We start from the raw sequence: 20,783 nt of genomic DNA on the forward strand, positions 1-20,783 counted from the left end.
CCTGATGATGGGCGGAGAGAACATGCGCACGACTTGGCGCCATCTCCCGAGCGCAACGGTTCGAAGCGATGGAGGAGCGGAATGAACGAAGCGGACATTGCAGCGTCCATAGAGCGGCTCATGAGACGGGTCGACTATTACCTGCATTGCGAACTCGACGAGGAATACGACCATGACCGGCCGGACTCCGCCCGAGTGCAACTCGAGGCGGCCCTGCGCCAGGAACTGCTTCGCGCCGGGGCCATCGCCATGATGAGCGCCGCTGTCAGCACCGCGTCGGACCGGAACGACGCCGAAGGCGACAAGAGCATCGCTTGACCTTGTCGGGCCGGGGTCGGCGGAGCGGCCCCATCCTGTCTTGATTCGCCGGCACCGGCCTCCGCCCTTGCAGGCGCGGATCGGCCCACAATCCCCTCCACGAACATCCGGCCTTCGCAGGAGCGACACATGCAATCCAACCCGCAGGAAGTCGACCGGCTGAGCGCCGCAACCCGGCTGGCCGACGCCCTCGCCTTGCAGCGCGCCGCCTACATGGCCCGCCCGGTGCCCGACATGGCCGAGCGCAGGCGCGACCTGCGCACCCTGCAGCGCTTCGTGCGCGAGCACAAGGAGGCGCTGTGCGCTGCCATCAGCGCCGACTACGGCAACCGCTCCCGGCACGAGACGCTGATGGCCGAGATCTTTCCCGTGCAGGACGGCATCGGGCATGCCGTGCGCCACCTGCGCCGGTGGATGAAGCCGCAGCGCCGGGGCGTGGACCGCAAGAACTTCCTGGGCGCGAAGAACGTGGTGATCCCGCAGCCGCTGGGCGTGGTGGGCGTGATCGTCCCGTGGAACTTCCCGCTCAACCTCAGCCTGCTGCCGCTCACCTACATCTTCGCGGCGGGCAACCGCGCGATGGTGAAGATGAGCGAGAACTCGCGCAACCTCACCCGCCTGCTGATGGCCGAGATGCCGCGCTACTTTCCGCCCGAGAAGCTGCAGTTCTTCGAGGAGACCGGCGGTGTGGGCATCGAGTTCTCCAAACTGCCCTTCGACCACCTGCTCTTCACCGGCTCCGGCCAGACCGGCCGCGCGGTGATGAGCGCCGCGGCGCAGAACCTCTGCCCGGTGACGCTGGAGCTGGGCGGCAAGGCGCCTGCGCTGGTGTGCGACGGCTTTCCGCTGCGCACCGCCGCCGAGCGCATCCTGTTCGTGAAGTTCATGAACGCCGGCCAGATCTGCACGACGGTGGACCATGCGTGGCTGCCGCAGTCGCAGCTGCAGGCCTTCGTCGAGCTGGCGCGGGAGATCATGCCCAGGCGCTACGCGAGCCTGGCCACGCCGGACTACACCTCGATCATCGACGAGCACTCCTTCGAGCGCCTGCTGGCCGCGCTGGATGAAGCGCGCGGGCGCGGCGCGCAGGTGATCCAGCTGATTCCGGGCGAGCCCTTCGACCGCGCCAGCCGAAAGATCGCACCGCACATCGTGCTGAACGCCCCGGAAGACTGCGCGCTGATGCGCCGGGAGATCTTCGGGCCCATCCTCCCGCTGCGCGGCTACACCTCGCTGGAGCAGGTCATCGAGTCCATCAACGCGGGCGACCGGCCGCTGGCCTTCTACCCCTTCAGCCATGACCGCCAGCAGGTGCAGATGCTGCTGGACCGGGTGATGTCCGGCGGGGTGTCGGTGAACGACGCGCTCTTCCACGTCGCCCAGCACGACCTGCCCTTTGGCGGTGTGGGTGCATCGGGGATGGGGCACTATCACGGCCATGAAGGCTTCATCACCTTCTCGAAGCTGCGGCCGGTGTTCTACCAGGCGCGCTTCTCGGCGATGAAGTTCCTGGCACCGCCCTACGGCAAGCTGGCCGAGCGGATGCTGGGCTTCCTCATCCGTTGAACGAAACTCACCCATCAGGAGAACAGCAGCATGAGCACCACCACCGAAACGGCCATCCTTGCAGGCGGATGCTTCTGGGGCATGCAGGAATTGCTGCGCAACCACCCCGGCGTGGTGAGCAGCCGCGTGGGCTACAGCGGCGGCGACGTGGCCAACGCCACCTACCGCAACCACGGCACGCATGCCGAGGCGATCGAGATCGTGTTCGATCCCGCCCGGCTGAGCTTTCGCCAGCTGCTGGAATTCTTCTTCCAGATCCACGACCCCACGACGCGCGACCGCCAGGGCAACGACCGTGGCGCCTCCTACCGTTCGGGCATCTACTACACCAGCGAGGAACAGCGGCAGGTTGCGCTGGACACCATCGCCGACGTGGACGCCTCGGGCCTGTGGCCGGGCAAGGTGGTGACCGAAGTGAAGCCTGCCGGCCCCTTCTGGAATGCCGAGCCGGAGCATCAGGACTACCTGCAGCGCTACCCCGAGGGCTACACCTGCCACTGGGTGCGGCCGAACTGGACGCTGCCGCGTCGCGCCGTCGCCTGATTCCGCTCCCGCCCGGCCCCTGGCGAGCGGCGCTCAGGCCAGCTGCCGGATGCGCTCCGCCCAGTCGGCCACGCCGCGCGCGATGTCCGCGTAGGCCGTCTCGAAGGCGGCGCGGGGCATGCGGAAGGGATCGGCAACGTCCTGCGTCCCCAGTCGGAACACCTTGCCACGCACCTGCGGGTAGCGGCGCTCCAGTTCGGTTCGCTGGTGCTGCTCCATCACCAGGATCAGTTCGGCGTGCTGGCACATCAGGCTGCTCACCTGCTGGGCGCGGTGTGCGCTGAGGTCCATGCCCTGCTCGGCTGCCAGCGCCACCGACAACGGATCAGCCGGCTCGCCGACCAGGGCGCCGAGTCCTGCGGACCACACCATCTTCTCCGGAAACTCGCGCGCCAGAAGCACCTGGGCCAGGGGGCTGCGGCAGATGTTTCCGATGCAAAGGGTGAGGATGCGCTGCATGAGGGCTCACAGTGTAGAGCCCATGCGAGCCTGCATTTCCGACGGCCCGGCTTTCCCTGGCCACGGCGCTTGCGGCGGAGGTTGGGCGCTGCTCCGGATGGGCCCAGTCCTCGCCTCGGATCACGAAGGACCCGGGCCGCCCGGCTCGCCGGACTCCTTGTCCTGCTCCGCCTTCTTGCGGCCCAGGTCCTTCATCATCTCTTCACCAACCTTGTCGCGGCCGTCGCTGGGCACGGACTCTTCCTGGGTGATTTCCGGCTCTTCGTTCACCGGCCCGTCGGGCGGGCTTCCTTTGGGCGTGGGGGTTCTCATGCTATCTCCTGGGTGTCGCAATGAAACCCATGCTCGCGCCCGCAGCGCGCGAGCTGTAGCGTCCTTTGGCCCGAACGGCCGTCGGCCCTGGCCGACACGGAACATTCGCCCTCCCTGGCGCACATTCAAAATATCAGGTGTTACCACCGCACCATCACAGGAAGGCGCCGCCAACGCAGCTACGCCATGTCGCCCGGCACCGCCGCGTAGGCCAGCGCGTAGGTGCCGCGCCACATGCCGGGCTGCGCGCCCATCGCCACCAGCGCCGCATCGTCCAGCGTGGACCGGGACAGCACCTGCAGCTGCGCTGCGTCGAAGCCGCAGGCCACCAGCACCCAGTCGGCCACGCGGTCCGACAGGCCGCGGATGCGCTGCTCTTCGGTGGGCGCGATGGGCGGCGCCTCGTGGCGCAGCAGGTGCAAGCCTGCGAGGCCCGGCTGCATCGCCGTTTCTTCCCCAAGCGAGCGCAACGCGGCCCGCAATTCATCGGCACGACCCGCCGCGGGCGACAAGCGAATGGTCAGCGCCTGTCGCGCCGTCGTGCCGCCGCGGCTCTCCAGCACGCGGCACTGGCTGCGCACCATGTTCCTGTGATGCGGCATCAGGCGCTGCGACCAGGGCGTGGGCGCGTTGAGCCGAGCCAGGTAGGCGGGCGAGCCCAGCACGGCATGGTCTTCCAGTTCGTACATCACGAACACGCCCTCGCCACCGTCGGCGCCGGTCCAGCGGCTGGCACGGCGGAAGCCGGGAATGCCCAGTCGCTCCGGGAAGTGCTCGTGCGCATGCCAGTGCTCGAAGTCGGCGCGCGCCTCGGGCGCCATGTCCCACCACATGGCCAAAGCGGCCCTGCCAAGAAGCGCCATGCCTACTTCGCCGCCGCACGCAGGCGCGCGAGTTCGGCCGATACCTGCTGCACCACCGGCTCGCCCACCTCGCGGCTGAACTTGTCGGTGACCGGCTGCACCTTCTGGCGCAGGCGGGCGATTTCGGGCGCGCTCACCTCGTTGACCTGCATGCTCTTCTTCAGCGCATCGACCGATTCGGTCTCCTTCTGCAGCGTGGCCTTGCGCTCCTCGGCCTTCGCCTCGTCAGCGGCCTCGCGGATGATCCGGCGCTCCGCCTCGGACATGCCGTCCCAGGTCTTCTTGCTCATCAGGAAAGGCATGCCGGTGTAGACGTGGCGCGTGAGCGAGAGGTACTTCTGCACCTCGGCGAACTTGGCCGACTCGATCACCGCCACCGGGTTGTCCTGCCCGTCGATGGCGCGCGACTCCAGCGCACCGTACACCTCGCCGAAGGTCATGGGTACCGGGTTGGCGCCCAGGGTGGTGAACAGGTCGATGAAGATCGGCGAGGCGATCACGCGGATCTTCAGGCCCTGGATGTCCTCGGCCTTGGTGATGGGCCGCTTGCTGTTGGTGATGTGCCTGAAGCCGAGGTCCCAGATGCCCAGGCCGACGACGCCGCTGTTCGCCAGGTCGCCCAGCATCTTCGTGCCCACCGGGCCGTCTGCAATGGCATAAGCCTCCTGCGCGCTGTTGAACAGGAAAGGCAGGTCGAAGACCATGAACTGCTTGTCGATGGAAGCCACCAGGCCGGTCGCCATCGACGTGAAGTCCAGCGTGCCGCCGCGCACCGCGGACAGGTTCTGCGGATCGCTGCCCAGCACCGCGTTGGGGAACAGGGTGACCTTCATCTTGCCGCCGCTCTTGCTCGCCACGGCGTCGGCGAACTTCTGCGCGCCGGTGCCCAGCGGATGGTCCTTGGCCAGGCTGAAGGCGAAGCGCAGGTTGCGCTCCTTCACGTCCTGCGCGTGAACGGCCGGCGTGATGCCCAGCAGGGTGGCGGCGCCCAGGGCCGCGACCAGCGCGCGGCGCAGCGGATGGATGGTGCTCATGTGTCTCCTTCGATTGTGGATGGCGAGGCGGCCGATGAAGGTCGCGCGGTCGGCATCCTGGCCTAAAGTTGAAAGACATTCAACTTTTTGATAACTTTCAACTTTTGAACACGGCGAGACAACGGGTTATGAGTGGCGCTCTCGAAAAATCATTGGCGATCCTGGAGTACCTGGTCGACTTTCCGGACGGTGCAGCGCTGGTCCAGATCGCCACCGACCTCAACCAGTTGCGCAGCGGCTGCCACCGCACGTTGCAGGAGTTGATCGGCTACGGCTACGTGCGCCAGTTGCCCCAGCGCGGCGACTACGCGCTCACCACCAAGATGGCCTCGATGGGCCTGAGCTTCCTGGGCAAGTCGGGCGTGGTGGACATCGCGCAGCCGGTCATCCACAGGCTGGCGCAGGCCACGGAGGAACTGGTTCGCCTGGCCATCGTGGACGGCGAGCGCCTGACGCTGGTGGCCAAGGCGCAGGGCGCACGCTCGGGCCTGCTGTACGACCCCGACATGGGCATCGACCTGCGCCTGTCGTGCAGCGCGGCGGGCCAGGCCTGGCTCATGACCTTGCCGGAAGACGTGGCGATCGCCTACGTGAGCCGCCAGGGCATCGGCCACCCGCGCAACTTCGGCCCCAACGCGCCCACCTCGGTGAAGGCGCTCCTGAAGATGCTGGAGGAGCACCGCAAGCGGCGCTTCAGCATCATCGAGGAGGCCTATGCCCCCGGCATGAGCTCCATGGCCGCGCCGATACAGCGCGCCGGCGAGCCGGCCACCGGCGTGCTGGTGATCGCGGGGCCCTCGTCACGGCTGACGCTGCAGCGCATGCAGCAGTTCGGCCCGCAGATCCTGGCGGCCGCCGACGAACTGGCGGTGACGGGCAACGCCTCCCCCCTGTTGAAGTCCGCCAACGTGGGGACCTGGGGCAACGTGACGGACAAGCCCCGGCGCAGCGCGCGGCGCGCCAGGGCTTGATGCGCAGGCCGCGCGATGCGGCCCCTGAACTGCACCGCTACTGGCAGGCGAAGTTCTCGGCCAGCTCGATGCTGCCGCTGCCCTTGTAGCGCGCCACCTTCGGGTAGGCACACAGCGGCCGGCTGCGGTCCGCCGCCCAGGTCGCGGGGACGTCGGTGTTGGCACCTGCGGCATTGCCCGTACCGCGCGCCGTCGCCACGACCGAGTCGGCGGCAACACCCTTCTCCACCCAGTTCACCAGCGGCGTGAGCATGTCGAACTGGTCGGTGGCGGGGCCGCCGCTGCAGTGGTTCATGCCGGGCACCTGGTAGTACCGCGCGAAGTTGCTTGCGCTGCCCCCGTTGGCCGCGGCCAGTTCCTCGTACCAGCGCTTGGTGTCGTCGCTGGAGAAGATCGGGTCGCTGGTGCCGTGGTAGGCCATGACCTTGGCGCCGCGCTTCTTCAGGCGGCTGAGGTCGCTGGGGTTGGGCGGCGTCATGAAGGACAGCGAGTTCTCGGTGTAGGTCGCGTTGGTGGACGTGATCTTCGCGAGGATCGAGTCGATGTTGGCCGTGAGGGTGAAGGTGGCGCCGACGAAGCCTGCCTGCGCCTCCGGGGGCACCTGCCAGATGAAGCCCACTGCGCCCGAATCGAGGTTGAGCGAGTTGCTGAACTTCCAAGCGGCCCAGCCGTTGGTGCCCAGGCCGGCGTCGAAGGGGAAACTGGAATAGAACTTCCTGCCCCCGCCGTCGACCGCACCCGCGAACAGTTGGCCGATTCGCTGCTTCTGGTCCGCGCTCAGGCAGGTGCCATCGCGAGACGTCGCGCAAGTTGGAACGTCGCGGTCCAGGTTGAACGCGGCCTGGCAGGCGCTCACGTCCTGCACCAGGCCATCGGCAGCACCGTCCAGGGCATCGCATTTGGCCAGCACGGCCTGCGAGACCAGCGTGCGCTCAGCCTGCGTGAAGCCGGTGCCCGGACTGCCCGGCGTCGTCGCCACGGCGTTGTAGTTCTGCGCGCCCACGATGTTGGCCGCGGCGGCCAGCGGAAGCCGGAAGCCCGGGTCTCCCACCAGGAAGCCGTCGTAGTCGTCCGGATAGCGTGACATGGCCACCATCGTGTGGCGTCCACCGTTCGAGCATCCGCCGAAGTAGGAACGGTCCGGGCCTTTGCCGTAGGCCGAGGCGATCAGCGCCTTGGCCATGGGCGTGAGCTTGGCCACGGCCTGGTAGCCATAGTCCAGCCGCGCCTGCGGATCGAGGCCGAAGAAGGGCGTCGGCGCCGAGTGGCCGGCGTCGGAGCTGATCACGGCAAAGCCCATGGCGAGTGCATTGTTCAGCGGCCCGCCACCGCCCACCGGCCCCGTGGCAGTCGCGACGCTGCCATCCACGCCGCCATTCGCCTGGTAGAAGAATCGGCCGTTCCAGTTCTGCGGAAGGCGCATCTCGAAGCCGACCGCGTAGTTCTGGCCGTCGACGGCACTGGTGCGCTGGTACATCGAGCCCCTCACCTGGCAGTGCGCTGGCACGGCCTTGCCCGCCACCGTCAGCGTGCCGGCAGCGATCGGCGTGGCGGCAGTGAGGGTGGTGTTGGCGAAGGTGAAGCCGGCCAGTGCCGCGCAGTCACCGAGGGTCGCGCCAGTGGCTGCGCCAAGTACCGGCAGCGTTTCTGCCGGCGGCGTGGTGTCCACCGGAGGACTCCCGCCGGACGCCGGCGGCGGCGTACTGGCGGAACCGCCGCCACTGCCGCCACCACAGGCGGAAAGCAGCGCGGCAACAAGGACCAAGGATGCAGAGGCTTTCAATCGGTGTCTCCTTCTGGCGCATCTGAACGGCACCATCTCTGCATCATCTACTTAACTATATTAAATAACTATTTATCGTTTTCCACTACTGTAAATGCGCTAACACTGGATCGATGGCTTCCATTTGATTCATTCAATGAAGTACATGCGCTGCACGACAATCCACACATGCCCAAGAGCCGCAGCACGCCCACCGACGACGACATCACGCCCAAGGGCCGGCTCAGCGAGGCCTCGCTGCACATGGTGCTGGGCTACCAGCTGGCGCAGGCGACCATCGTCACCAATGCGGTGTTCGCGCGGCAGGTGGGTGCGCCCTTCGACCTGCGGCCGGTCGAATACACCGTGCTCGCCCTGATCCACGAGAACCCCGACGTGTCCGCCACGCGCCTGGCCAAGGCACTGGCGGTGACCGCACCCAACATCGCCGCCTGGATCGACCGCCTGGAGAAGCGCGGACTGGTGCAGCGGATTCCGCATGCCACCGACCGGCGCGCGCAGCACCTGCGCGCCACGGCGCAGGGCGCGGCCCTCGCGCGCAAGTCGACCGAGGCGATCCTGGAGGGCGAGCAAGGCACCCTTGCCAGCCTCAGCAAGGGCGAGAGGCTGATCCTGGTGGAGCTGCTGCACAAGCTGGCGGTCTGCCGCGAGACCTGATCCAACGCGGCCGAGGACAAACGCTCCATCCTCTGGCATCATGTAACACGAAGTCACTACACGACGCCTTGTGTCCATGATGAAACTCTTCGGCTCCCTGTTCGGCAACGCAACCCCTTCCGTCGCACCGCCCACTGCAGTCCCAGAGCCAGAAGAACAGCCACTTGCGCACTACCTCGCCCTGGCCATCCGGCGCTCGCGCGTTCTCACGCCCCGTGGAGAAGCTGCGATGTCCGAGTACATCCAGGAGTTCGGCCAGTTGCCCGGTCAGCCGATGGACGATGCCCGGGTGCGCGTCAAGGGCGCGGCGGATGCCTCGCTGAACATCCGCGCCGCGGAACTGCTGCGTACGCCCTTGTCTCCGCGCCGCACCCTGACCACCTTCGCGGACGAACTCCACCGAAGCGCGACGCTGCAGAAGGCCCGCCACGACGCCACGCTGCGCATGCGCGAGTTCTGCACCGAGATGACTTTGGTGCTGATGGACACCGGGGCCGAATGCGAGTGGTGCCGCGCCAACGAAGGCCAACGCTTCTCCGTGCAGGAAGATCCCAACGAAGTGCTGGCACAAAACTGCAGCTGCGCGCCATACCCCTCGGCCACCTTCCATCCGGCCATGAGCGTCGACAACTAGTCCGGGCCGGGCCGCTCGATCACCAGTTCATCGAAGCCCGTGCGCGCATCCGGAGCGCGCCCGAAGCGCCAGCCGGGCAGCACGGCCACTAGCACCTCGGCCGTGGTGCGCACGCGGCAGCCGTAGGCCACATGGCCGCCCTGCACCTGGCCGGCTTCGTCTGCCATGCTCATGTGCAGGTGCGCGCCGCGTGGTGACAGCGAGCCCGACAGCGTGAGCACTTCCAGGTCGCGGTCGATCAGCGTGGCCTCATCGGCGCCCGCATGGCGAAGCGCCGCAGGACGCAGGCTGCCGATGCCCGCGATCACGAAGGCCGCTTCCCAGCCGTGCGTGGCGGCCGCCTCCTCCAGCGCACGGCGCAGGTCGTCTCCGGGCGAGAGGCGCAAGGGGTACGCGGCAGGCATGCCGCTCGGGACTTCGTTGTCGGCCATGGCGCGATGATGCCGCAGGCGACGGTGGCGACGCCCTACCGGCGCAACACCCTGGCCAGGCTGTCGGCAAGTTCGCGACCGGACACGGGCTTCTGAAGCACCTCGTCCGGTTCATCGGCCAGCGCCGGCCCCGCCTGCTCGCCATGCCCGTTGACCAGCCCCCCCGTGCGCGGCCGCAGGGTCCCTTCGCCCAGGAAGCCGCTCATCAGCACGATGGGCATGCCGCTGCGCATGCTGCGCACCTCGCGGATCAGCGCCGCACCCGACATCTCGGGCATGCGCTCGTCGGTGACCAGGGCATCGAAGCGCTGCGGGTCCTGGCGGAACTCGGCCAGAGCCGCCGTGCTCGAGCTGAAGCCGACGGCCTGGTAGCCCAGCGCTTGCAGCGTGCGTGTGGCCAGCTGCACCAGGGGTTGCTCGTCGTCCACGACCAGCACGCGCTGCCCGTCGCCCCGCGGCGGGGTCGCCGTGCGCTCGTCGCCGCGCTCCACCGCGTCGCCGGCACGCGGCAGGTGCACGACGAAGGTACAACCCTCGCCCACCGTGCTGGCGACGTCGATGGCGCCGCCCAGCTCGGTGACGATGCCGTGCACCAGCGACAGCCCCAGCCCCGTGCCTGTGCCCACGTCCTTGGTGGTGAAGAAGGGGTCGAAGATGCGGTCCATGACCTCCGGCGCGATGCCGCCGCCGGTGTCGGCCACTGTCAGCACCACGTACTCACCAGGCTCGCGCCGGCCGATGGTGCCGGCCTGCGGCGATGCCACGCGCTCGGTGACCAGCTCCACGCGCAGCGTTCCGCCGCCCTGCATGGCCTGCACCGCATTGGTCGCCAGGTTGGCCACCACCTGGTGCACCTGCGTGGCATCGCCGAGCACCGCGGCGGCGCCGGCATGCAGCCGCGCATGCACTGTCACGCTGGCCGGCAGATTGCCCGAGACCAGGTCCAGCACCTCGCGCACCACCTTCTCGACATGCACCGGCACGCGTTCGCCAACGCCACTGCGGCTGAAGGCCAGCAGCCGCTCCACCAGCGCGCGCCCGCGCTCGCCGGCCACCATGATGCTGTCCAGGTCGCGCGCGAGCCGGCTTCCCGGCGTGGCGCCGCGCAGTGCCATCTCGCCATAGCCCAGGATCGCGCCCAGGATGTTGTTGAAGTCGTGCGCGATGCCGCCCGAGAGCGTGCCCATGGACTCCAGGCGCTGCGCCTGGCGCAGCTTGCGCTCCATCGTGCCAAGTTCCTCCTCCGCCTGCCTCTGGGCGGTGGTGTCGGTCGCCGATCCCGTCCACCGCACCACCTTGCCCTCTTCGTCGCGCCTGCAGATCGCCTGCAGCTTGTGCCAGCGCACGCCGCCGGGGGCCATGTAGCGCACCTCCATGGCCAGGCGCTCGCCCGTGCCCGCAAACAGCGCAAGCCGCGCGGCCTCCCATTTCACGAAGTCGTCGGGGTGCATGTTGATGTTGGCCCGGTAGTCGTCCCGGTTCGCCCAGGTGGTGCCCTTGGGATAGCCGGCCAGCTCGAAAGCCCGGGGCGACGCGAAGTAGGTGTTGCTGGGAACGTGCCAGTCCCAGTAGCCCGATTCGCTGGCGGCCATGGCGAGTTCGTAGCGCTGCTCGGATTCGCGCAGCGCCTCCTCCGACTGCTTGCGCTCGGTGATGTCGCGCGCCGTGCCGGTCCAGCGCACCAGGGTGCCGGAAGCGTCCCGCGTCGCCAGGCCGGCCAGCTGGATCCAGCGCGTCTCGCCCTTGCGGATGAAGCGGGCCTCGGTGCCGTAGCGACCGTCCTTCCCGGCGAAATGCGCGCTGAGGCCCTGCGTCAGCCGCGCCCGGTCGTCGGGATGAAAGGAAATCCGTTCAATGAGGTCCTTGCGGCCGGCGAAGACCGTGTCGGGCGGCAGGCCGTAGATCTCCAGCCATCGCGGCGAGACGTAGACGCTGTCTTCCGCAACGAGCCAGTCCCAGAAGCCGTCTTCGCTGGCGGCCATGGCGAGCGCATGGCGCTCCTGGTCTCGCAGCACCCTGTGCAGCCGGGAGCTGCGCCATCCCACCGCCAGCCCGATGATGGAAAAGGTGACGAAGCGCGGCACGTCGACCAAGCCCCAGAGCAGCGCATAGGGCACGTCGATCAGTTGCGGGATCATGAAGTTGGCCAGTACGGCCGCCAGCAGCCCCGGCCCGACGCCTCCCAGCCACGCCGTGGCCAGCACGGCGATGACGCACAGGCCGGCAAGACTGAAGGTCGGGCCTGGAGGCGAGTGAAACACCAGCGCCGCCAGCAGGACGAAGACCGGCGCCAGCGCATAGCGCAGCACGACGGAGGCCATCACCCGCTGGCCGAGTGATGCAGCCATCGCCACCAGCTGCGCCTTGCGGATGATGAACGGCTTGGGAAGCACCTCTTCTTCTCCAAAGCGGCGCGCCGTGTCCTCGGACTGCGGGACATCACGCCGGGCAGAGCCCCTGCGGCGCAGGGCCGGCGCAGCATACACCTGCCAGTGACAGGCCGGCGCAGCGCCCATTAAACTGCCGCACCGCTTTCATGACGAGGAGCCACAGGTATGGAATCGACCACGCCCGGCGTGGCGCCACATGTGCTGGTGGTCGACGACGACCCTTCGATCCGGCAGATGCTGGTCGACTTTCTCGGCGACTACGACTTCCGGGTCAGCGCCGCCGCCTCCGGCGCGGAGATGGCCGTGGCCCTCACCCGCGAGCCGGTGGACCTGCTGGTGCTGGACGTGCGGCTGCCCGACGAGGACGGCATCCAGATCGCGCGGCGCCTTCGCGAGCAGTCCGACCTGGCCATCATCGTGATCACCGGGCGGCGCGACGAGGCCGACCGGGTGATGGCGCTCGAGTTGGGCGCCGACGACTACGTGACCAAGCCCTTCTCTCCTCGCGAGCTGCTCGCCCGCATCCGGGCGCTGCTGCGCCGCACCAGCATGCGGGACAGCCGCAAGGACCCGGGCGCGCGCGCCTTCCGCTTCGCCGGCTGGGAACTCAACGTGGGGTTGCGCAAGCTCACCTCGCCGCAGGCCGAGGTGGTCGGCCTGTCCAACGGCGAATACAACCTGCTCACCGCCTTCCTCGGCGCGCCCCAGCGCGTGCTGACGCGCACCCAGCTGCTGGAGCTTTCTCGCCTGCACGACGACGAGGTCTACGACCGCTCCATCGACGTGCAGGTCGGGCGCCTGCGCCGCAAGCTGGAGGTCCAGGGAGAGCCTGCCCTGATCCGCACGGATCGCGGCGTGGGCTACACCTTCCTGGCCAACGTCGAGATCCTGCGCTAGCCGCGCACTTTCATCGGCCGCCAAGGCAGGCCTCCACCGCCGCAAGGAGTTCTTCCCCCGAAAAGGGCTTGGGCAGCACCCGGGCCACGCCGAGCCGGCGCGCCACGCCCTCCGGCGCGCCCCGGTAGCGCCTGAAGCGGCCCGACATGGGCAGCACGGGCACGCCGTGGCGCGCTCCCAGTTCCTTGAGCACGGCCTCGGCCTGCGCGGGGTTGGGGATGTCCGCGATCACCAGCGCGATGGCGCCCGGCTGGGATTCGTCCGACGCGACGGCGTAGCCCGCCTCGCAAAGCCAGCGCACGAGCAGCCCGCGGATGAGGTCATCCGACTCGAGGATCAGGAGCTGGGTCTTGCCTGGGGTTCTTCGGTTCGTCATGGCCTTGGATCCACGCCACGGAGCCTTTATCGGGTTGCGCCCGGGCCATTGCATCCCGCACGGTGCACAGGAATGTGTCAACGGCGCGCCCTTGTGTGTCAACGGACACAAAGGACGCATTCGCCCTCGACGGCCGCGCCCAAAGGCAGGCGGCCGGCATTTCAATTGACAAGAAAGTTCTCGCCCTCGACATCCTGCGGCTACACGCCGGTCAGACCATGCGCATACCGAAAGGAGCACCCATGCTGGCTGATTCAACGAACACGCAGGCGAACGGCGAAGTCCTGTGGCGATTCGGAAGCTTTGTCCTGTGGGAGTCACAACGCCGGCTCGAACGGCGCGGCCAGTCCATCCGGCTGGGCTCGCGCTCCTTCGATCTTCTGCTGCAGCTGCTCAAGCGCGCGGGCGAAGTCATCAGCAACGAGGAGTTCCTCGCCGCCGTCTGGTCCGGCGTGGTGGTGGAGGAAGCCAGCGTGCGGGTCCACATGTCCAACCTGCGCAAGGCGCTGGGCACGCCGGACCCCATCGACGACTGCCGAGAGTGGATTGCCAACGTTCCGCTGCGCGGCTACCGTTTCGTCGGACGTGTCGCATGCGAAGCGGTGCAGGCCGGCGTCATGCCCGCCACGCAACGGACCGCGCCGCAGGCTTGCGAGTTCGCGAGGATTCCGGCGCGCCTGTCCAGGCTGATCGGCCGCAACGCCGAGGTCGGGCGCGTGATCGAGGCGCTGGCCTCTCGCAGGCTGGTCACCGTCGTTGGCTCCGGCGGTATCGGCAAGACCAGCGTCGCCATCGACGTGGCGATGAGGCAGCAGGCATCTGCCCCGGGGCTGGTCGGCTTCGTCGACCTCGCACCCCTGCACTCGGCCGACCCCGTGATTTGCGCGATCGCCTGCGCGCTGGGCACGGCGCCTGACGCACCCGAGCCGCTGCAAGCCATCGTCCAGCGCCTGGCCGGCCGCGAGGTGCTGCTGCTCGTGGACAGCTGCGAGCATGTGATCGAGCCGCTGTCCCGTGTGCTCATCCAGCTGCTGGCCGCACTGCCGTCCCTGCGCATCCTGGCGACCAGCCGCGAGGCACTGCGCATCGAGGGCGAGCATGTGCTGCGGCTGACCCCGCTGGCCCTGCCCGAGGGCGAGCCCGCCTCGCTGGAGGAAGCCATGTGCTCGCCCGCGGTCGAACTGCTCGTGGAGCGGGCCTGGGCCGCCGGCGCCACCGCCTTCGAAGATTGCCATCGCGCCATGCTGGCCAGGATCTGCCGGCGGATGGACGGCATTCCGCTGGCAATCGAACTGGTGGCCGCCCGCCTGGGCGCGCAGGCCATCGCCGACCTGGTGCACCGGATGGACGATCCCATGCGCCTGTACTGGACCGGGACGCGCGCGGCCATCCCGCGCCACCGCTCCCTGGCCGCAGCACTGGACTGGAGCGTGGCGCTGCTGAACGAGACGGAACTCAAGCTCTTCAGGCGCCTTTCGGTCTATTCAAGCCGCTTCGACGTCGATTCGGCGCTCGTGCTGACGGCGGACGACATGGACCCCGAACGCGCGACCGACGCATTGATCTCGCTGGCCACCAAGTCGCTGGTCGTCTTCGATCCGGAGCACGCGGGCAAGCCCTATCGCCTGCTCGACACCACGCGCAACTACGCACAGCTGCTGCTGGCGCAGAGCAAGGAGAACCATGCGATGCCCTCCCGCCACCCGGGGCCTCCCTCGCCCAGTCCGCCCCTCCTTGCCGCGAGGGTGCGGCTGCCCGAGTCTGCGAGCGGCCCGAAGATCTCCTTCTGGCCTCAATGGAGCTGGATGGACCTGAGTCCGCACTCGCTCGTGCTGGCTCCGTGACGAGGCATTGCCATGCAGCCTGTCCATGGCATTGATGCCGGCCCGGCAACAGCGTGCGTCCTCTCGCGAACCTACCGGCCGCGCGTGCCTCTCCCTAGCATGAGCCGCAGCCGCCGTGCATCGCAGCGAAAGGCGGCCCCGCGACAAAAGGAGCGAGCCATGAACCCGACCCCGAACTATTCCGACCTCGGCGACGCATGGGTGCGCCAGCAGATGGACAAGATCCGCCAGCGCCACGCCCAGCTCGGGGGGCATCTGCCGATGGACATGTCGAAGCTGCTGGAGCAAGCGGCGCGCCTGGCCCGCGCGAGCGGCCGGCCAGCCGACGCGTGACGACCCGCGGCCCATGCCCCAGCCCGACTCGCACATGCTCGACCGCGCGCAGGGGCTGATCGCCTTCGTGCGCGCGGTGGAATCCGGTTCCTTTAGCGCAGCCGCCCGTGTCCTGGGCACCTCGCCGTCAGCGGTGTCGAAGAACGTGGCCAAGCTCGAGGCGCGCTTCGGCGTGCGCCTGTTCAGGCGATCCACGCGCAGCCTCACGCTCACGCGGGAAGGCGCCGCGTACTTCGAGCGCGTCGCGCCGCTGCTGCGCGCCCTGGACGAGGCCGGCGACGTGATCCGCCCCGAGGCAACCGCCCTGGGCGTACTGCGCATCACGGCGCCAGGCGACCTGGGGCGCATCCTCATGGATGCCGTCACCCGGTTGTTCTTGCCGGCGCATCGCGGGCTCAAGCTGGAGGTGAGCCTCACCGACAGGCATGTGAACCTGATCCGCGAAGGCTTCGACATCGCGGTGCGCGCCGGCGAGGCCGTGGACTCCGATCTCAACGCGCGCCTGCTGGCACGGCTGCCGATGGTGCTGGCCGCTTCGCCTGCCTACCTGGCCGCACGCGGAACGCCCGGCAGCCGGAGCGACCTGGAGGCGCATGACCACATCCGCTACGTCCTGGACGGCCGGCCCTTTCCGCTGCGCTTTGCCGACGGGAGCGTCTACACGCCCCCAGGCGTGCTCGATGCGGACAGCGGCGTGGCCACGCGCATCGCCGCGCTCAATGGCCTGGGCATCGTGCAGATGATGCGCCTTGCCGTGCAGGACGACATCGACGCCGGCCGCCTGGTGCCGCTGCTGCCGGCGGTGGCCCTGCCGCTGGTGCCGGTGCATGCGCTGCACCCCTTCGGCCGCCACCCGCCCCTGCGGGTTCGGCTGTGCATCGACTTTCTGGTCGACCAGCTGGCCTTCCTCGCCGCTGCACGCTAGCGGCCGACGAGCGAGATGCTCATGTCCGCACCAGGCCGCGCTGCGCCGCCACGGCGGCCGCCTGCACCCGGGAATGCACGTGCAGCTTCTCGCAGATCTTGGAGACGTGCGCCTTCACCGTGTGCGACGAGATGTCGAGCTTGCGCGCGATGGACTTGTTGCACTCGCCGTTGGCCAGCAGGTGCAGCACCTCGTCCTCCCTTGGCGTGAGCTCGGGTCGGTGCGCGCCTTCCAGCAGGGGCGCCGCGCGCCTGCACAGGTAGCGCGAACCGCCGCGCGCCACGTGCCGGATGGAGCTGATCAGCTCCAGGGGGCCCGAGTCCTGCAGCAGGTAGCCGTGCACGCCGCTGTTGATGGCGTGCACCACATCGCGCTCGGTGTCGCGACGCGTCACGACCACGATGGGCGGCGAGCACGGGCTGGCCGGTGCCGAGGCCAGCAGGTCCAGCGCGCAGCCATAGCCGGCCACGATCACATCGACGGGATGCTCGTCGCCGCAGTCCTGTCCGGCGCGCACATCCAGGTCGGGGGCCTGGCCGATGAGCGACACCAGGCCGGCCCGCAGCAGGGGGTTGTCGTGACAGACGCGGATCGCGAGGGGGGTGAAGGGTGTCATGGAGTTCTCCTGCCTCAACCTTCAGGCACCCGCGGGGAGCGCCACGCGCCGCCTGCCCTCGCCCAGCATGCCGCGCCGCATGGCCTCGGCCATGGCGGCCGTACGGGTGCGCTCGCCGAGCTTGCCGAGGATCGCCTTCACATGCGTCTTCACGGTGCGCTCGCCGATGCCCAGGCGCCGGCTGATGTCCTTGTTGGAAAGTCCCAGCGCGATGAGCTTGAGCACCTCCAGTTGCCGCGCGGTGGGCACGTCGTAGCTGAGTGCATCCAGCAGGTGCTCGGCCACCAGCGGCGACAGGTAGCGTCGCCCGGCGCCCACGCTGCGCACCGCTTCGGCCAGTTCGTCGCCGGTGCAGTCCTGCAGCATGTAGCCGCGGATGCCCGCATCCACCGCGCGGCGCACCTGCCAGCCCGCAACCTGGTCCGTCACGATCAGCGAGACCGGCATGCGCGCGGGTCTTCTCACGCTTGCGCCTGCCTCGGCTCGCCGCAGGGCGGCCTCGTAGTCCGTCACCAGCACGTCGGCCGTGCAATCGGAAGGCTCGCCCACGTGGACGAGAAGGTCCATTTGCGAGCGCAGGAGCGCCGAGATGCCAGCCGCCACGTAGGGGTCCTGATGGGCGACCGCCACCTGGAGGCGGGGGCCGTGGGTCGGTGTTGTCGTCATGAACGCAGCTCCTTACGAAAGGCGTGCCAGGAGTCTGTGCGGACTACGTGCGCCGTTCCAGTTATTCCCTGTCATTGCTTGTTAAGTCCCTGCGTGTCGCTGGCAGCTGCCAGCGCGACCACGCTCGTGATGCCATTGCGGGCCATCTTGGCGTAGGGACACAGGCGCTCGGTGTTGCGCACCAGTTCCTCGGCCACGCTCTTCTCGACGCCGGGCAGGAAGATGCGCACGTCGGCGCTGAGCGAGAAGAGGCCGTCCATCGGGTCGCGGCCGAAGGCCACGAAGACTTCCACTCTCGCACCTCGCAAGGTGATCCGGTTGCGGGTGGCCAGCAGATTCAGCGCGCCATGGAAGCAGGCTGCGTATGCGGCCGCGAACAGCTGCTCGGGGTTGGTGCCGCCGCCCTCCCCGCCCATCTCGGTGGGAAGGCGCAGTTGCACCTCGAGGTTGCCATCGTCGGACCGCGCAACGCCCGAGGCGCGGGCGTGCTCCGCCTCCCCTCCGCTGACCGTGACCTTGGTGGAGTAGATCGGTTGGAAGTCGGCGCCGCTGTACTTGTTCAGCAGTTCGACGGGAGGGGCTTTCAGCTTGGACATGATCGATGGAACTTTGCACCGGGGAGCCGGCAGCCTCTGCCGCCCCGCACGCCAGGACAGCGGACGGCCAGCCAGGGACGCCGGCTGGCAGTCCACCGCGTTGCGCGCGGCGGCGGCAGAGGTGCCTGCATTCAGCGAGGCGCCTTGGGCAGGGCGAACCAGGCCTCGAAGCCGAGCGCTCCGATGCGCGGGCCGGGTCCGGGCACCAGCGTGTCGTCCTTGAGCTCGGCGCCGAAGTAGCGCGCATGCACGTCCGCCACCACGGTGCGCGGATCGTTCGAAGCCTTCAGGTAGCGCTGCACCAGTTCGGACAGGCGCACGCGCTCCGGACCGGCGATCTCGACCGTCGCGTTCTTCGGCGAGCCCACCGTGTAGTCGGCCACCGCATCGGCGACATCGTCCGAGGCGATCGGCTGGACGTAGGCCGGCGACAGATGGACCTCGTCGCCCTGCACGCCCGATTGCGCGATGGAGCCGAGGAACTCGAAGAACTGCGTCGAGTGGACGATGGTGTAGGGCATCTTCGATTCGCGAATGAGCTTCTCCTGCGCGACCTTGGCGCGGAAGTAGCCGCTGTCCGGCAGGCGGTCGGTCCCAACCACCGACAGCGCCACGTGGTGCTTCACGCCGGCGCGGGCTTCGGCCGCCAGCAGGTTGCCGGTGGCGGTCTGGAAGAACTCCATAACAGCCTTGTCCTCGAAGGACGGCGAGTTGGACACGTCCAGCACCGTGTGTGCCCCGGCCATCGCTTCGTCCAGCCCTTCGCCGGTGAGCGTGTTGACGCCGGATGCGGGCGAGGCTGCCAGCACCTCGTGGCCGGCAGCGCGCAGCCGGCTGACAACCTTGGATCCGATGAGGCCCGTGCCTCCGATGACGACGATCTTCATGATGAGCTCCTTTGCGGTGGGTTTCAGGACAGCTTCGCCTTGTCCAGCCCGAACACCTTGTCGGACGAACCGGGCACGGTCTTGAAGCCGACGTTCAGGCGGCTCCAGGCGTTGGTGGACATCACGAGGAACGTGAGGTCCGAGATTTCCTTTTCCGACAGCTGCGTGCGCACGCGGTCGTAGATGTCGTCCGGCACACCCAGTTCCGGCAGCTTGGTGAGCACCTCGGTCCAGGCCAGGGCGGCGCGCTCGCGCGGGATGAAGAGCGTGGATTCGCGCCAGCCGGCCAGGTGATGCAGGCGCAGTTCGCGCTCGCCGTGGATCCTGGCCTGCTTGACGTGCATGTCCAGGCAGAAGGTGCAGCCGTTGAGCTGCGAGGTGCGGATGGACACCAGGTCACGGATCGATTCCTCGATCGCGCCTTCCTTGATGGCATTGAGGAATTCGACGAACTTCTTGAACAGCTCGGGAGACTGCTCCACATAGTTGACGCGCTGGGTCATTGACTGGGCTCCTTGATGGGGTCGGTTGATGCCTGGACTCGGTGCGGCGCGATTGCGCGCTTGCGGTGAATCGCTGATGCGGTATCGATGCTAGGTTTGGGGGTCGCTTCACGGAAGGCATGCAGGCGGACCCACGGTGTTGAGTTCTGCGCACCAATGCGGCGGCAGCCTCACATCAGGATGCTGTTCACCGGCTCGGGCAGCGGCGGCGTGGTCTCGCCCAGCGCGCCCATCAGCTCGCGCTCGATGAGCCGGGCGAAGTAGGTGATGGGCACGTCGTTGGCACCGCCCTCGAAGGGGTTCTCGGTGCTCTCCCCCACCTGCTCCAGCGCGTTGTACATCCAGGAGATGGTGGCGCTGAAAGGCACCACCAGCCACACCATCCAGCCCTGCATGAGGCCGGTGATGCCGTCGTTGAGCTTGTCGAACTCCTTCAGGAGGCCGAAGGGCAGCAGGACGCAGAAGGCCCACACGAAGATCGTGTTGATGATGGCGTACTGCCTCGGGTAGGGCGAGTTCTTGATGCGCTCGGCGCGGCCCTGCTGGTCGATGAATTCCTTCAGCAGCTTGTTCAGCTCGATGGAATAGGTCAGCGACAGGCGCCCATGCTCCAGCAGGCGGTGCAGCGCGCGGCCCTGCAGCCACAGGACCTGCATGGCAGGGTCGGGGGCGCCCAGCACCCGCTGCAGTTCCTGCGGCTGCAGGTGGCGGCGCAGCTCCACTTCCAGCGGCGTGTCGTGCTCCTGCACCCGGTACAGGTGCCGGTACTCGGCGTTCGAGGCCCTTTCCTGCGACTCCCACGGGCGCGGCGCGCGCAGCGCGTAGCGCAGGCAGCTGAGCCAGGCCAGGTGCCGCGCGACGAGGTCCCGCGCGTCGTCGCGGCCCGGCACGTAGTTGTGCACGCTCGCGCCCCAGAAGCGGCTCGTGCCCAGGATGGCGGTCCACAGCTGCTGCGCCTCCAGCGTGCGGTTGTAGGTCTGCACGTTCTTGAAGCCCACGATGAAGGAAGTGGCCGTGCCCAACAGGCCCACCACCGTGAGCGGGATGCTCAGCCAGCGCATGCCCAGCACCTGGTAGAGGATGACCGGCACGCAGCCCACGGCCACGAGAAGGTAGATCTGGCGCCGGGTCCAGACGATGAACTCGGAAACCCGGTAGGACTTGCCCAGGTGCATGTCG

The 20,783-nt window shown here is 68.4% G+C and carries 24 protein-coding genes; 10 read left to right on the forward strand and 14 right to left on the reverse strand.

Annotation, left to right across the window (positions count from 1 at the left end):
- Positions 1-81: 81 nt before the first annotated feature.
- The 3 genes from BM345_RS14795 to msrA all read left to right on the forward strand — a co-directional run bounded on the left by BM345_RS14795 (position 82) and on the right by msrA (position 2,427).
- A complete protein-coding gene (locus tag BM345_RS14795; protein ID WP_093380639.1) occupies positions 82-318 on the forward strand; it encodes a hypothetical protein in 237 nt (78 codons plus the stop codon).
- A 129-nt stretch (positions 319-447) separates the two neighbouring features.
- Complete coding sequence (locus tag BM345_RS14800) at positions 448-1,884, forward strand: coniferyl aldehyde dehydrogenase (RefSeq protein WP_093380640.1); 1,437 nt, start codon at positions 448-450, stop codon at positions 1,882-1,884.
- 30 nt (positions 1,885-1,914) lie between these two features.
- A complete protein-coding gene (gene msrA / locus BM345_RS14805; protein WP_093380642.1) occupies positions 1,915-2,427 on the forward strand; it encodes a peptide-methionine (S)-S-oxide reductase MsrA in 513 nt (170 codons plus the stop codon).
- Between the two features lie 33 nt (positions 2,428-2,460).
- On the opposite strand, the gene BM345_RS14810 is transcribed toward msrA, so the two are convergent.
- The 4 genes from BM345_RS14810 to BM345_RS14825 all read right to left on the reverse strand — a co-directional run bounded on the left by BM345_RS14810 (position 2,461) and on the right by BM345_RS14825 (position 5,095).
- Positions 2,461-2,886: a low molecular weight protein-tyrosine-phosphatase gene (locus tag BM345_RS14810; RefSeq protein WP_093380643.1), complete on the reverse strand. Its 426-nt coding sequence runs from the start codon at positions 2,884-2,886 to the stop codon at positions 2,461-2,463.
- 120 nt (positions 2,887-3,006) lie between these two features.
- Positions 3,007-3,198 carry a hypothetical protein gene (locus BM345_RS14815; RefSeq protein ID WP_093380645.1) on the reverse strand — a complete coding sequence of 64 codons (192 nt, stop codon included), beginning with the start codon at positions 3,196-3,198 and terminating at the stop codon, positions 3,007-3,009.
- Positions 3,199-3,377: 179 nt separating this feature from the next.
- Complete coding sequence (locus BM345_RS14820; RefSeq protein WP_093380647.1) at positions 3,378-4,061, reverse strand: hypothetical protein; 684 nt, start codon at positions 4,059-4,061, stop codon at positions 3,378-3,380.
- A 2-nt stretch (positions 4,062-4,063) separates the two neighbouring features.
- On the reverse strand, positions 4,064-5,095 hold the full coding sequence (locus BM345_RS14825) for a TRAP transporter substrate-binding protein (protein ID WP_093380648.1): 1,032 nt from the start codon (positions 5,093-5,095) through the stop codon (positions 4,064-4,066).
- A 128-nt stretch (positions 5,096-5,223) separates the two neighbouring features.
- On the opposite strand from BM345_RS14825, the gene BM345_RS14830 reads away from it, so the two are divergent.
- A complete protein-coding gene (locus BM345_RS14830; RefSeq protein ID WP_093380650.1) occupies positions 5,224-6,066 on the forward strand; it encodes an IclR family transcriptional regulator in 843 nt (280 codons plus the stop codon).
- A 37-nt stretch (positions 6,067-6,103) separates the two neighbouring features.
- On the opposite strand, the gene BM345_RS14835 is transcribed toward BM345_RS14830, so the two are convergent.
- Positions 6,104-7,885 carry a tannase/feruloyl esterase family alpha/beta hydrolase gene (locus BM345_RS14835; RefSeq protein WP_093380651.1) on the reverse strand — a complete coding sequence of 594 codons (1,782 nt, stop codon included), beginning with the start codon at positions 7,883-7,885 and terminating at the stop codon, positions 6,104-6,106.
- Positions 7,886-8,017: 132 nt separating this feature from the next.
- On the opposite strand from BM345_RS14835, the gene BM345_RS14840 reads away from it, so the two are divergent.
- Together BM345_RS14840 and BM345_RS14845 are read left to right on the forward strand one after the other, a co-directional pair.
- Positions 8,018-8,506: a MarR family winged helix-turn-helix transcriptional regulator gene (locus BM345_RS14840; RefSeq protein WP_093380653.1), complete on the forward strand. Its 489-nt coding sequence runs from the start codon at positions 8,018-8,020 to the stop codon at positions 8,504-8,506.
- Positions 8,507-8,735: 229 nt separating this feature from the next.
- Positions 8,736-9,140 carry a hypothetical protein gene (locus BM345_RS14845; RefSeq protein ID WP_093380654.1) on the forward strand — a complete coding sequence of 135 codons (405 nt, stop codon included), beginning with the start codon at positions 8,736-8,738 and terminating at the stop codon, positions 9,138-9,140.
- On the opposite strand, the gene BM345_RS14850 is transcribed toward BM345_RS14845, so the two are convergent.
- On the reverse strand, positions 9,137-9,571 hold the full coding sequence (locus BM345_RS14850; protein WP_254789739.1) for a PPC domain-containing DNA-binding protein: 435 nt from the start codon (positions 9,569-9,571) through the stop codon (positions 9,137-9,139). The genes BM345_RS14845 and BM345_RS14850 overlap by 4 nt on opposite strands.
- Before the next feature lie 35 nt (positions 9,572-9,606).
- Positions 9,607-11,964: an ATP-binding protein gene (locus BM345_RS14855; protein ID WP_139237525.1), complete on the reverse strand. Its 2,358-nt coding sequence runs from the start codon at positions 11,962-11,964 to the stop codon at positions 9,607-9,609.
- A gap of 162 nt (positions 11,965-12,126) precedes the next feature.
- Here BM345_RS14855 and BM345_RS14860 point away from each other — a divergent pair, with 162 nt between their 5' ends.
- Positions 12,127-12,858 carry a response regulator gene (locus BM345_RS14860; RefSeq protein ID WP_093380657.1) on the forward strand — a complete coding sequence of 244 codons (732 nt, stop codon included), beginning with the start codon at positions 12,127-12,129 and terminating at the stop codon, positions 12,856-12,858.
- Between the two features lie 10 nt (positions 12,859-12,868).
- Here the strand turns inward: BM345_RS14860 and BM345_RS14865 are convergent, their stop codons facing one another.
- Complete coding sequence (locus BM345_RS14865) at positions 12,869-13,234, reverse strand: DNA-binding transcriptional response regulator (protein ID WP_093380659.1); 366 nt, start codon at positions 13,232-13,234, stop codon at positions 12,869-12,871.
- Positions 13,235-13,476: 242 nt separating this feature from the next.
- On the opposite strand from BM345_RS14865, the gene BM345_RS14870 reads away from it, so the two are divergent.
- From BM345_RS14870 to BM345_RS14875, 3 genes are all read left to right on the forward strand, one after another.
- Complete coding sequence (locus tag BM345_RS14870; protein WP_254789740.1) at positions 13,477-15,078, forward strand: ATP-binding protein; 1,602 nt, start codon at positions 13,477-13,479, stop codon at positions 15,076-15,078.
- 159 nt (positions 15,079-15,237) lie between these two features.
- Positions 15,238-15,411, forward strand: a complete 174-nt coding sequence (locus BM345_RS30135; RefSeq protein WP_175545015.1) for a hypothetical protein — start codon at positions 15,238-15,240, stop codon at positions 15,409-15,411.
- Positions 15,412-15,424: 13 nt separating this feature from the next.
- Positions 15,425-16,336: a LysR family transcriptional regulator gene (locus tag BM345_RS14875; protein ID WP_175545016.1), complete on the forward strand. Its 912-nt coding sequence runs from the start codon at positions 15,425-15,427 to the stop codon at positions 16,334-16,336.
- Positions 16,337-16,355: 19 nt separating this feature from the next.
- On the opposite strand, the gene BM345_RS14880 is transcribed toward BM345_RS14875, so the two are convergent.
- The 6 genes from BM345_RS14880 to BM345_RS14905 all read right to left on the reverse strand — a co-directional run bounded on the left by BM345_RS14880 (position 16,356) and on the right by BM345_RS14905 (position 20,779).
- Positions 16,356-16,952: a LuxR C-terminal-related transcriptional regulator gene (locus BM345_RS14880; RefSeq protein ID WP_093380661.1), complete on the reverse strand. Its 597-nt coding sequence runs from the start codon at positions 16,950-16,952 to the stop codon at positions 16,356-16,358.
- 21 nt (positions 16,953-16,973) lie between these two features.
- Positions 16,974-17,618: a response regulator transcription factor gene (locus tag BM345_RS14885; RefSeq protein WP_093380662.1), complete on the reverse strand. Its 645-nt coding sequence runs from the start codon at positions 17,616-17,618 to the stop codon at positions 16,974-16,976.
- Between the two features lie 71 nt (positions 17,619-17,689).
- Positions 17,690-18,214: an Ohr family peroxiredoxin gene (locus BM345_RS14890; protein WP_093380664.1), complete on the reverse strand. Its 525-nt coding sequence runs from the start codon at positions 18,212-18,214 to the stop codon at positions 17,690-17,692.
- A 131-nt stretch (positions 18,215-18,345) separates the two neighbouring features.
- Positions 18,346-19,101: an SDR family oxidoreductase gene (locus BM345_RS14895; RefSeq protein WP_093380665.1), complete on the reverse strand. Its 756-nt coding sequence runs from the start codon at positions 19,099-19,101 to the stop codon at positions 18,346-18,348.
- Between the two features lie 23 nt (positions 19,102-19,124).
- Positions 19,125-19,604 carry a carboxymuconolactone decarboxylase family protein gene (locus BM345_RS14900; RefSeq protein WP_093380667.1) on the reverse strand — a complete coding sequence of 160 codons (480 nt, stop codon included), beginning with the start codon at positions 19,602-19,604 and terminating at the stop codon, positions 19,125-19,127.
- Between the two features lie 170 nt (positions 19,605-19,774).
- Positions 19,775-20,779 carry a bestrophin family protein gene (locus tag BM345_RS14905; RefSeq protein WP_093380668.1) on the reverse strand — a complete coding sequence of 335 codons (1,005 nt, stop codon included), beginning with the start codon at positions 20,777-20,779 and terminating at the stop codon, positions 19,775-19,777.
- Positions 20,780-20,783 lie beyond the last annotated feature (4 nt).

This window comes from Variovorax sp. OV329 (genome assembly GCF_900114785.1).
Taxonomy (GTDB): domain Bacteria; phylum Pseudomonadota; class Gammaproteobacteria; order Burkholderiales; family Burkholderiaceae_C; genus Variovorax.

What these genes read in the sequence shown, in the direction of transcription:
- BM345_RS14840 (WP_093380653.1), top strand. Translation starts at nt 8,018, where the DNA reads ATGCCCAAGAGCCGCAGCACGCCCACCGACGACGACATCACGCCCAAG.
- BM345_RS14875 (WP_175545016.1), top strand. Translation starts at nt 15,425, where the DNA reads ATGCCCCAGCCCGACTCGCACATGCTCGACCGCGCGCAGGGGCTGATC.
- BM345_RS14865 (WP_093380659.1), bottom strand. Translation starts at nt 13,234, where the DNA reads ATGACGAACCGAAGAACCCCAGGCAAGACCCAGCTCCTGATCCTCGAG.
- BM345_RS14880 (WP_093380661.1), bottom strand. Translation starts at nt 16,952, where the DNA reads ATGACACCCTTCACCCCCCTCGCGATCCGCGTCTGTCACGACAACCCC.
- BM345_RS14850 (WP_254789739.1), bottom strand. Translation starts at nt 9,571, where the DNA reads ATGGCCGACAACGAAGTCCCGAGCGGCATGCCTGCCGCGTACCCCTTG.
- BM345_RS30135 (WP_175545015.1), top strand. Translation starts at nt 15,238, where the DNA reads ATGAACCCGACCCCGAACTATTCCGACCTCGGCGACGCATGGGTGCGC.
- BM345_RS14815 (WP_093380645.1), bottom strand. Translation starts at nt 3,198, where the DNA reads ATGAGAACCCCCACGCCCAAAGGAAGCCCGCCCGACGGGCCGGTGAAC.
- msrA (WP_093380642.1), top strand. Translation starts at nt 1,915, where the DNA reads ATGAGCACCACCACCGAAACGGCCATCCTTGCAGGCGGATGCTTCTGG.
- BM345_RS14820 (WP_093380647.1), bottom strand. Translation starts at nt 4,061, where the DNA reads ATGGCGCTTCTTGGCAGGGCCGCTTTGGCCATGTGGTGGGACATGGCG.
- BM345_RS14890 (WP_093380664.1), bottom strand. Translation starts at nt 18,214, where the DNA reads ATGTCCAAGCTGAAAGCCCCTCCCGTCGAACTGCTGAACAAGTACAGC.
- BM345_RS14895 (WP_093380665.1), bottom strand. Translation starts at nt 19,101, where the DNA reads ATGAAGATCGTCGTCATCGGAGGCACGGGCCTCATCGGATCCAAGGTT.
- BM345_RS14885 (WP_093380662.1), bottom strand. Translation starts at nt 17,618, where the DNA reads ATGACGACAACACCGACCCACGGCCCCCGCCTCCAGGTGGCGGTCGCC.
- BM345_RS14900 (WP_093380667.1), bottom strand. Translation starts at nt 19,604, where the DNA reads ATGACCCAGCGCGTCAACTATGTGGAGCAGTCTCCCGAGCTGTTCAAG.
- BM345_RS14810 (WP_093380643.1), bottom strand. Translation starts at nt 2,886, where the DNA reads ATGCAGCGCATCCTCACCCTTTGCATCGGAAACATCTGCCGCAGCCCC.
- BM345_RS14800 (WP_093380640.1), top strand. Translation starts at nt 448, where the DNA reads ATGCAATCCAACCCGCAGGAAGTCGACCGGCTGAGCGCCGCAACCCGG.
- BM345_RS14845 (WP_093380654.1), top strand. Translation starts at nt 8,736, where the DNA reads ATGTCCGAGTACATCCAGGAGTTCGGCCAGTTGCCCGGTCAGCCGATG.
- BM345_RS14795 (WP_093380639.1), top strand. Translation starts at nt 82, where the DNA reads ATGAACGAAGCGGACATTGCAGCGTCCATAGAGCGGCTCATGAGACGG.
- BM345_RS14905 (WP_093380668.1), bottom strand. Translation starts at nt 20,779, where the DNA reads ATGCACCTGGGCAAGTCCTACCGGGTTTCCGAGTTCATCGTCTGGACC.
- BM345_RS14860 (WP_093380657.1), top strand. Translation starts at nt 12,127, where the DNA reads ATGGAATCGACCACGCCCGGCGTGGCGCCACATGTGCTGGTGGTCGAC.
- BM345_RS14830 (WP_093380650.1), top strand. Translation starts at nt 5,224, where the DNA reads ATGAGTGGCGCTCTCGAAAAATCATTGGCGATCCTGGAGTACCTGGTC.
- BM345_RS14870 (WP_254789740.1), top strand. Translation starts at nt 13,477, where the DNA reads ATGCTGGCTGATTCAACGAACACGCAGGCGAACGGCGAAGTCCTGTGG.
- BM345_RS14835 (WP_093380651.1), bottom strand. Translation starts at nt 7,885, where the DNA reads ATGGTGCCGTTCAGATGCGCCAGAAGGAGACACCGATTGAAAGCCTCT.
- BM345_RS14825 (WP_093380648.1), bottom strand. Translation starts at nt 5,095, where the DNA reads ATGAGCACCATCCATCCGCTGCGCCGCGCGCTGGTCGCGGCCCTGGGC.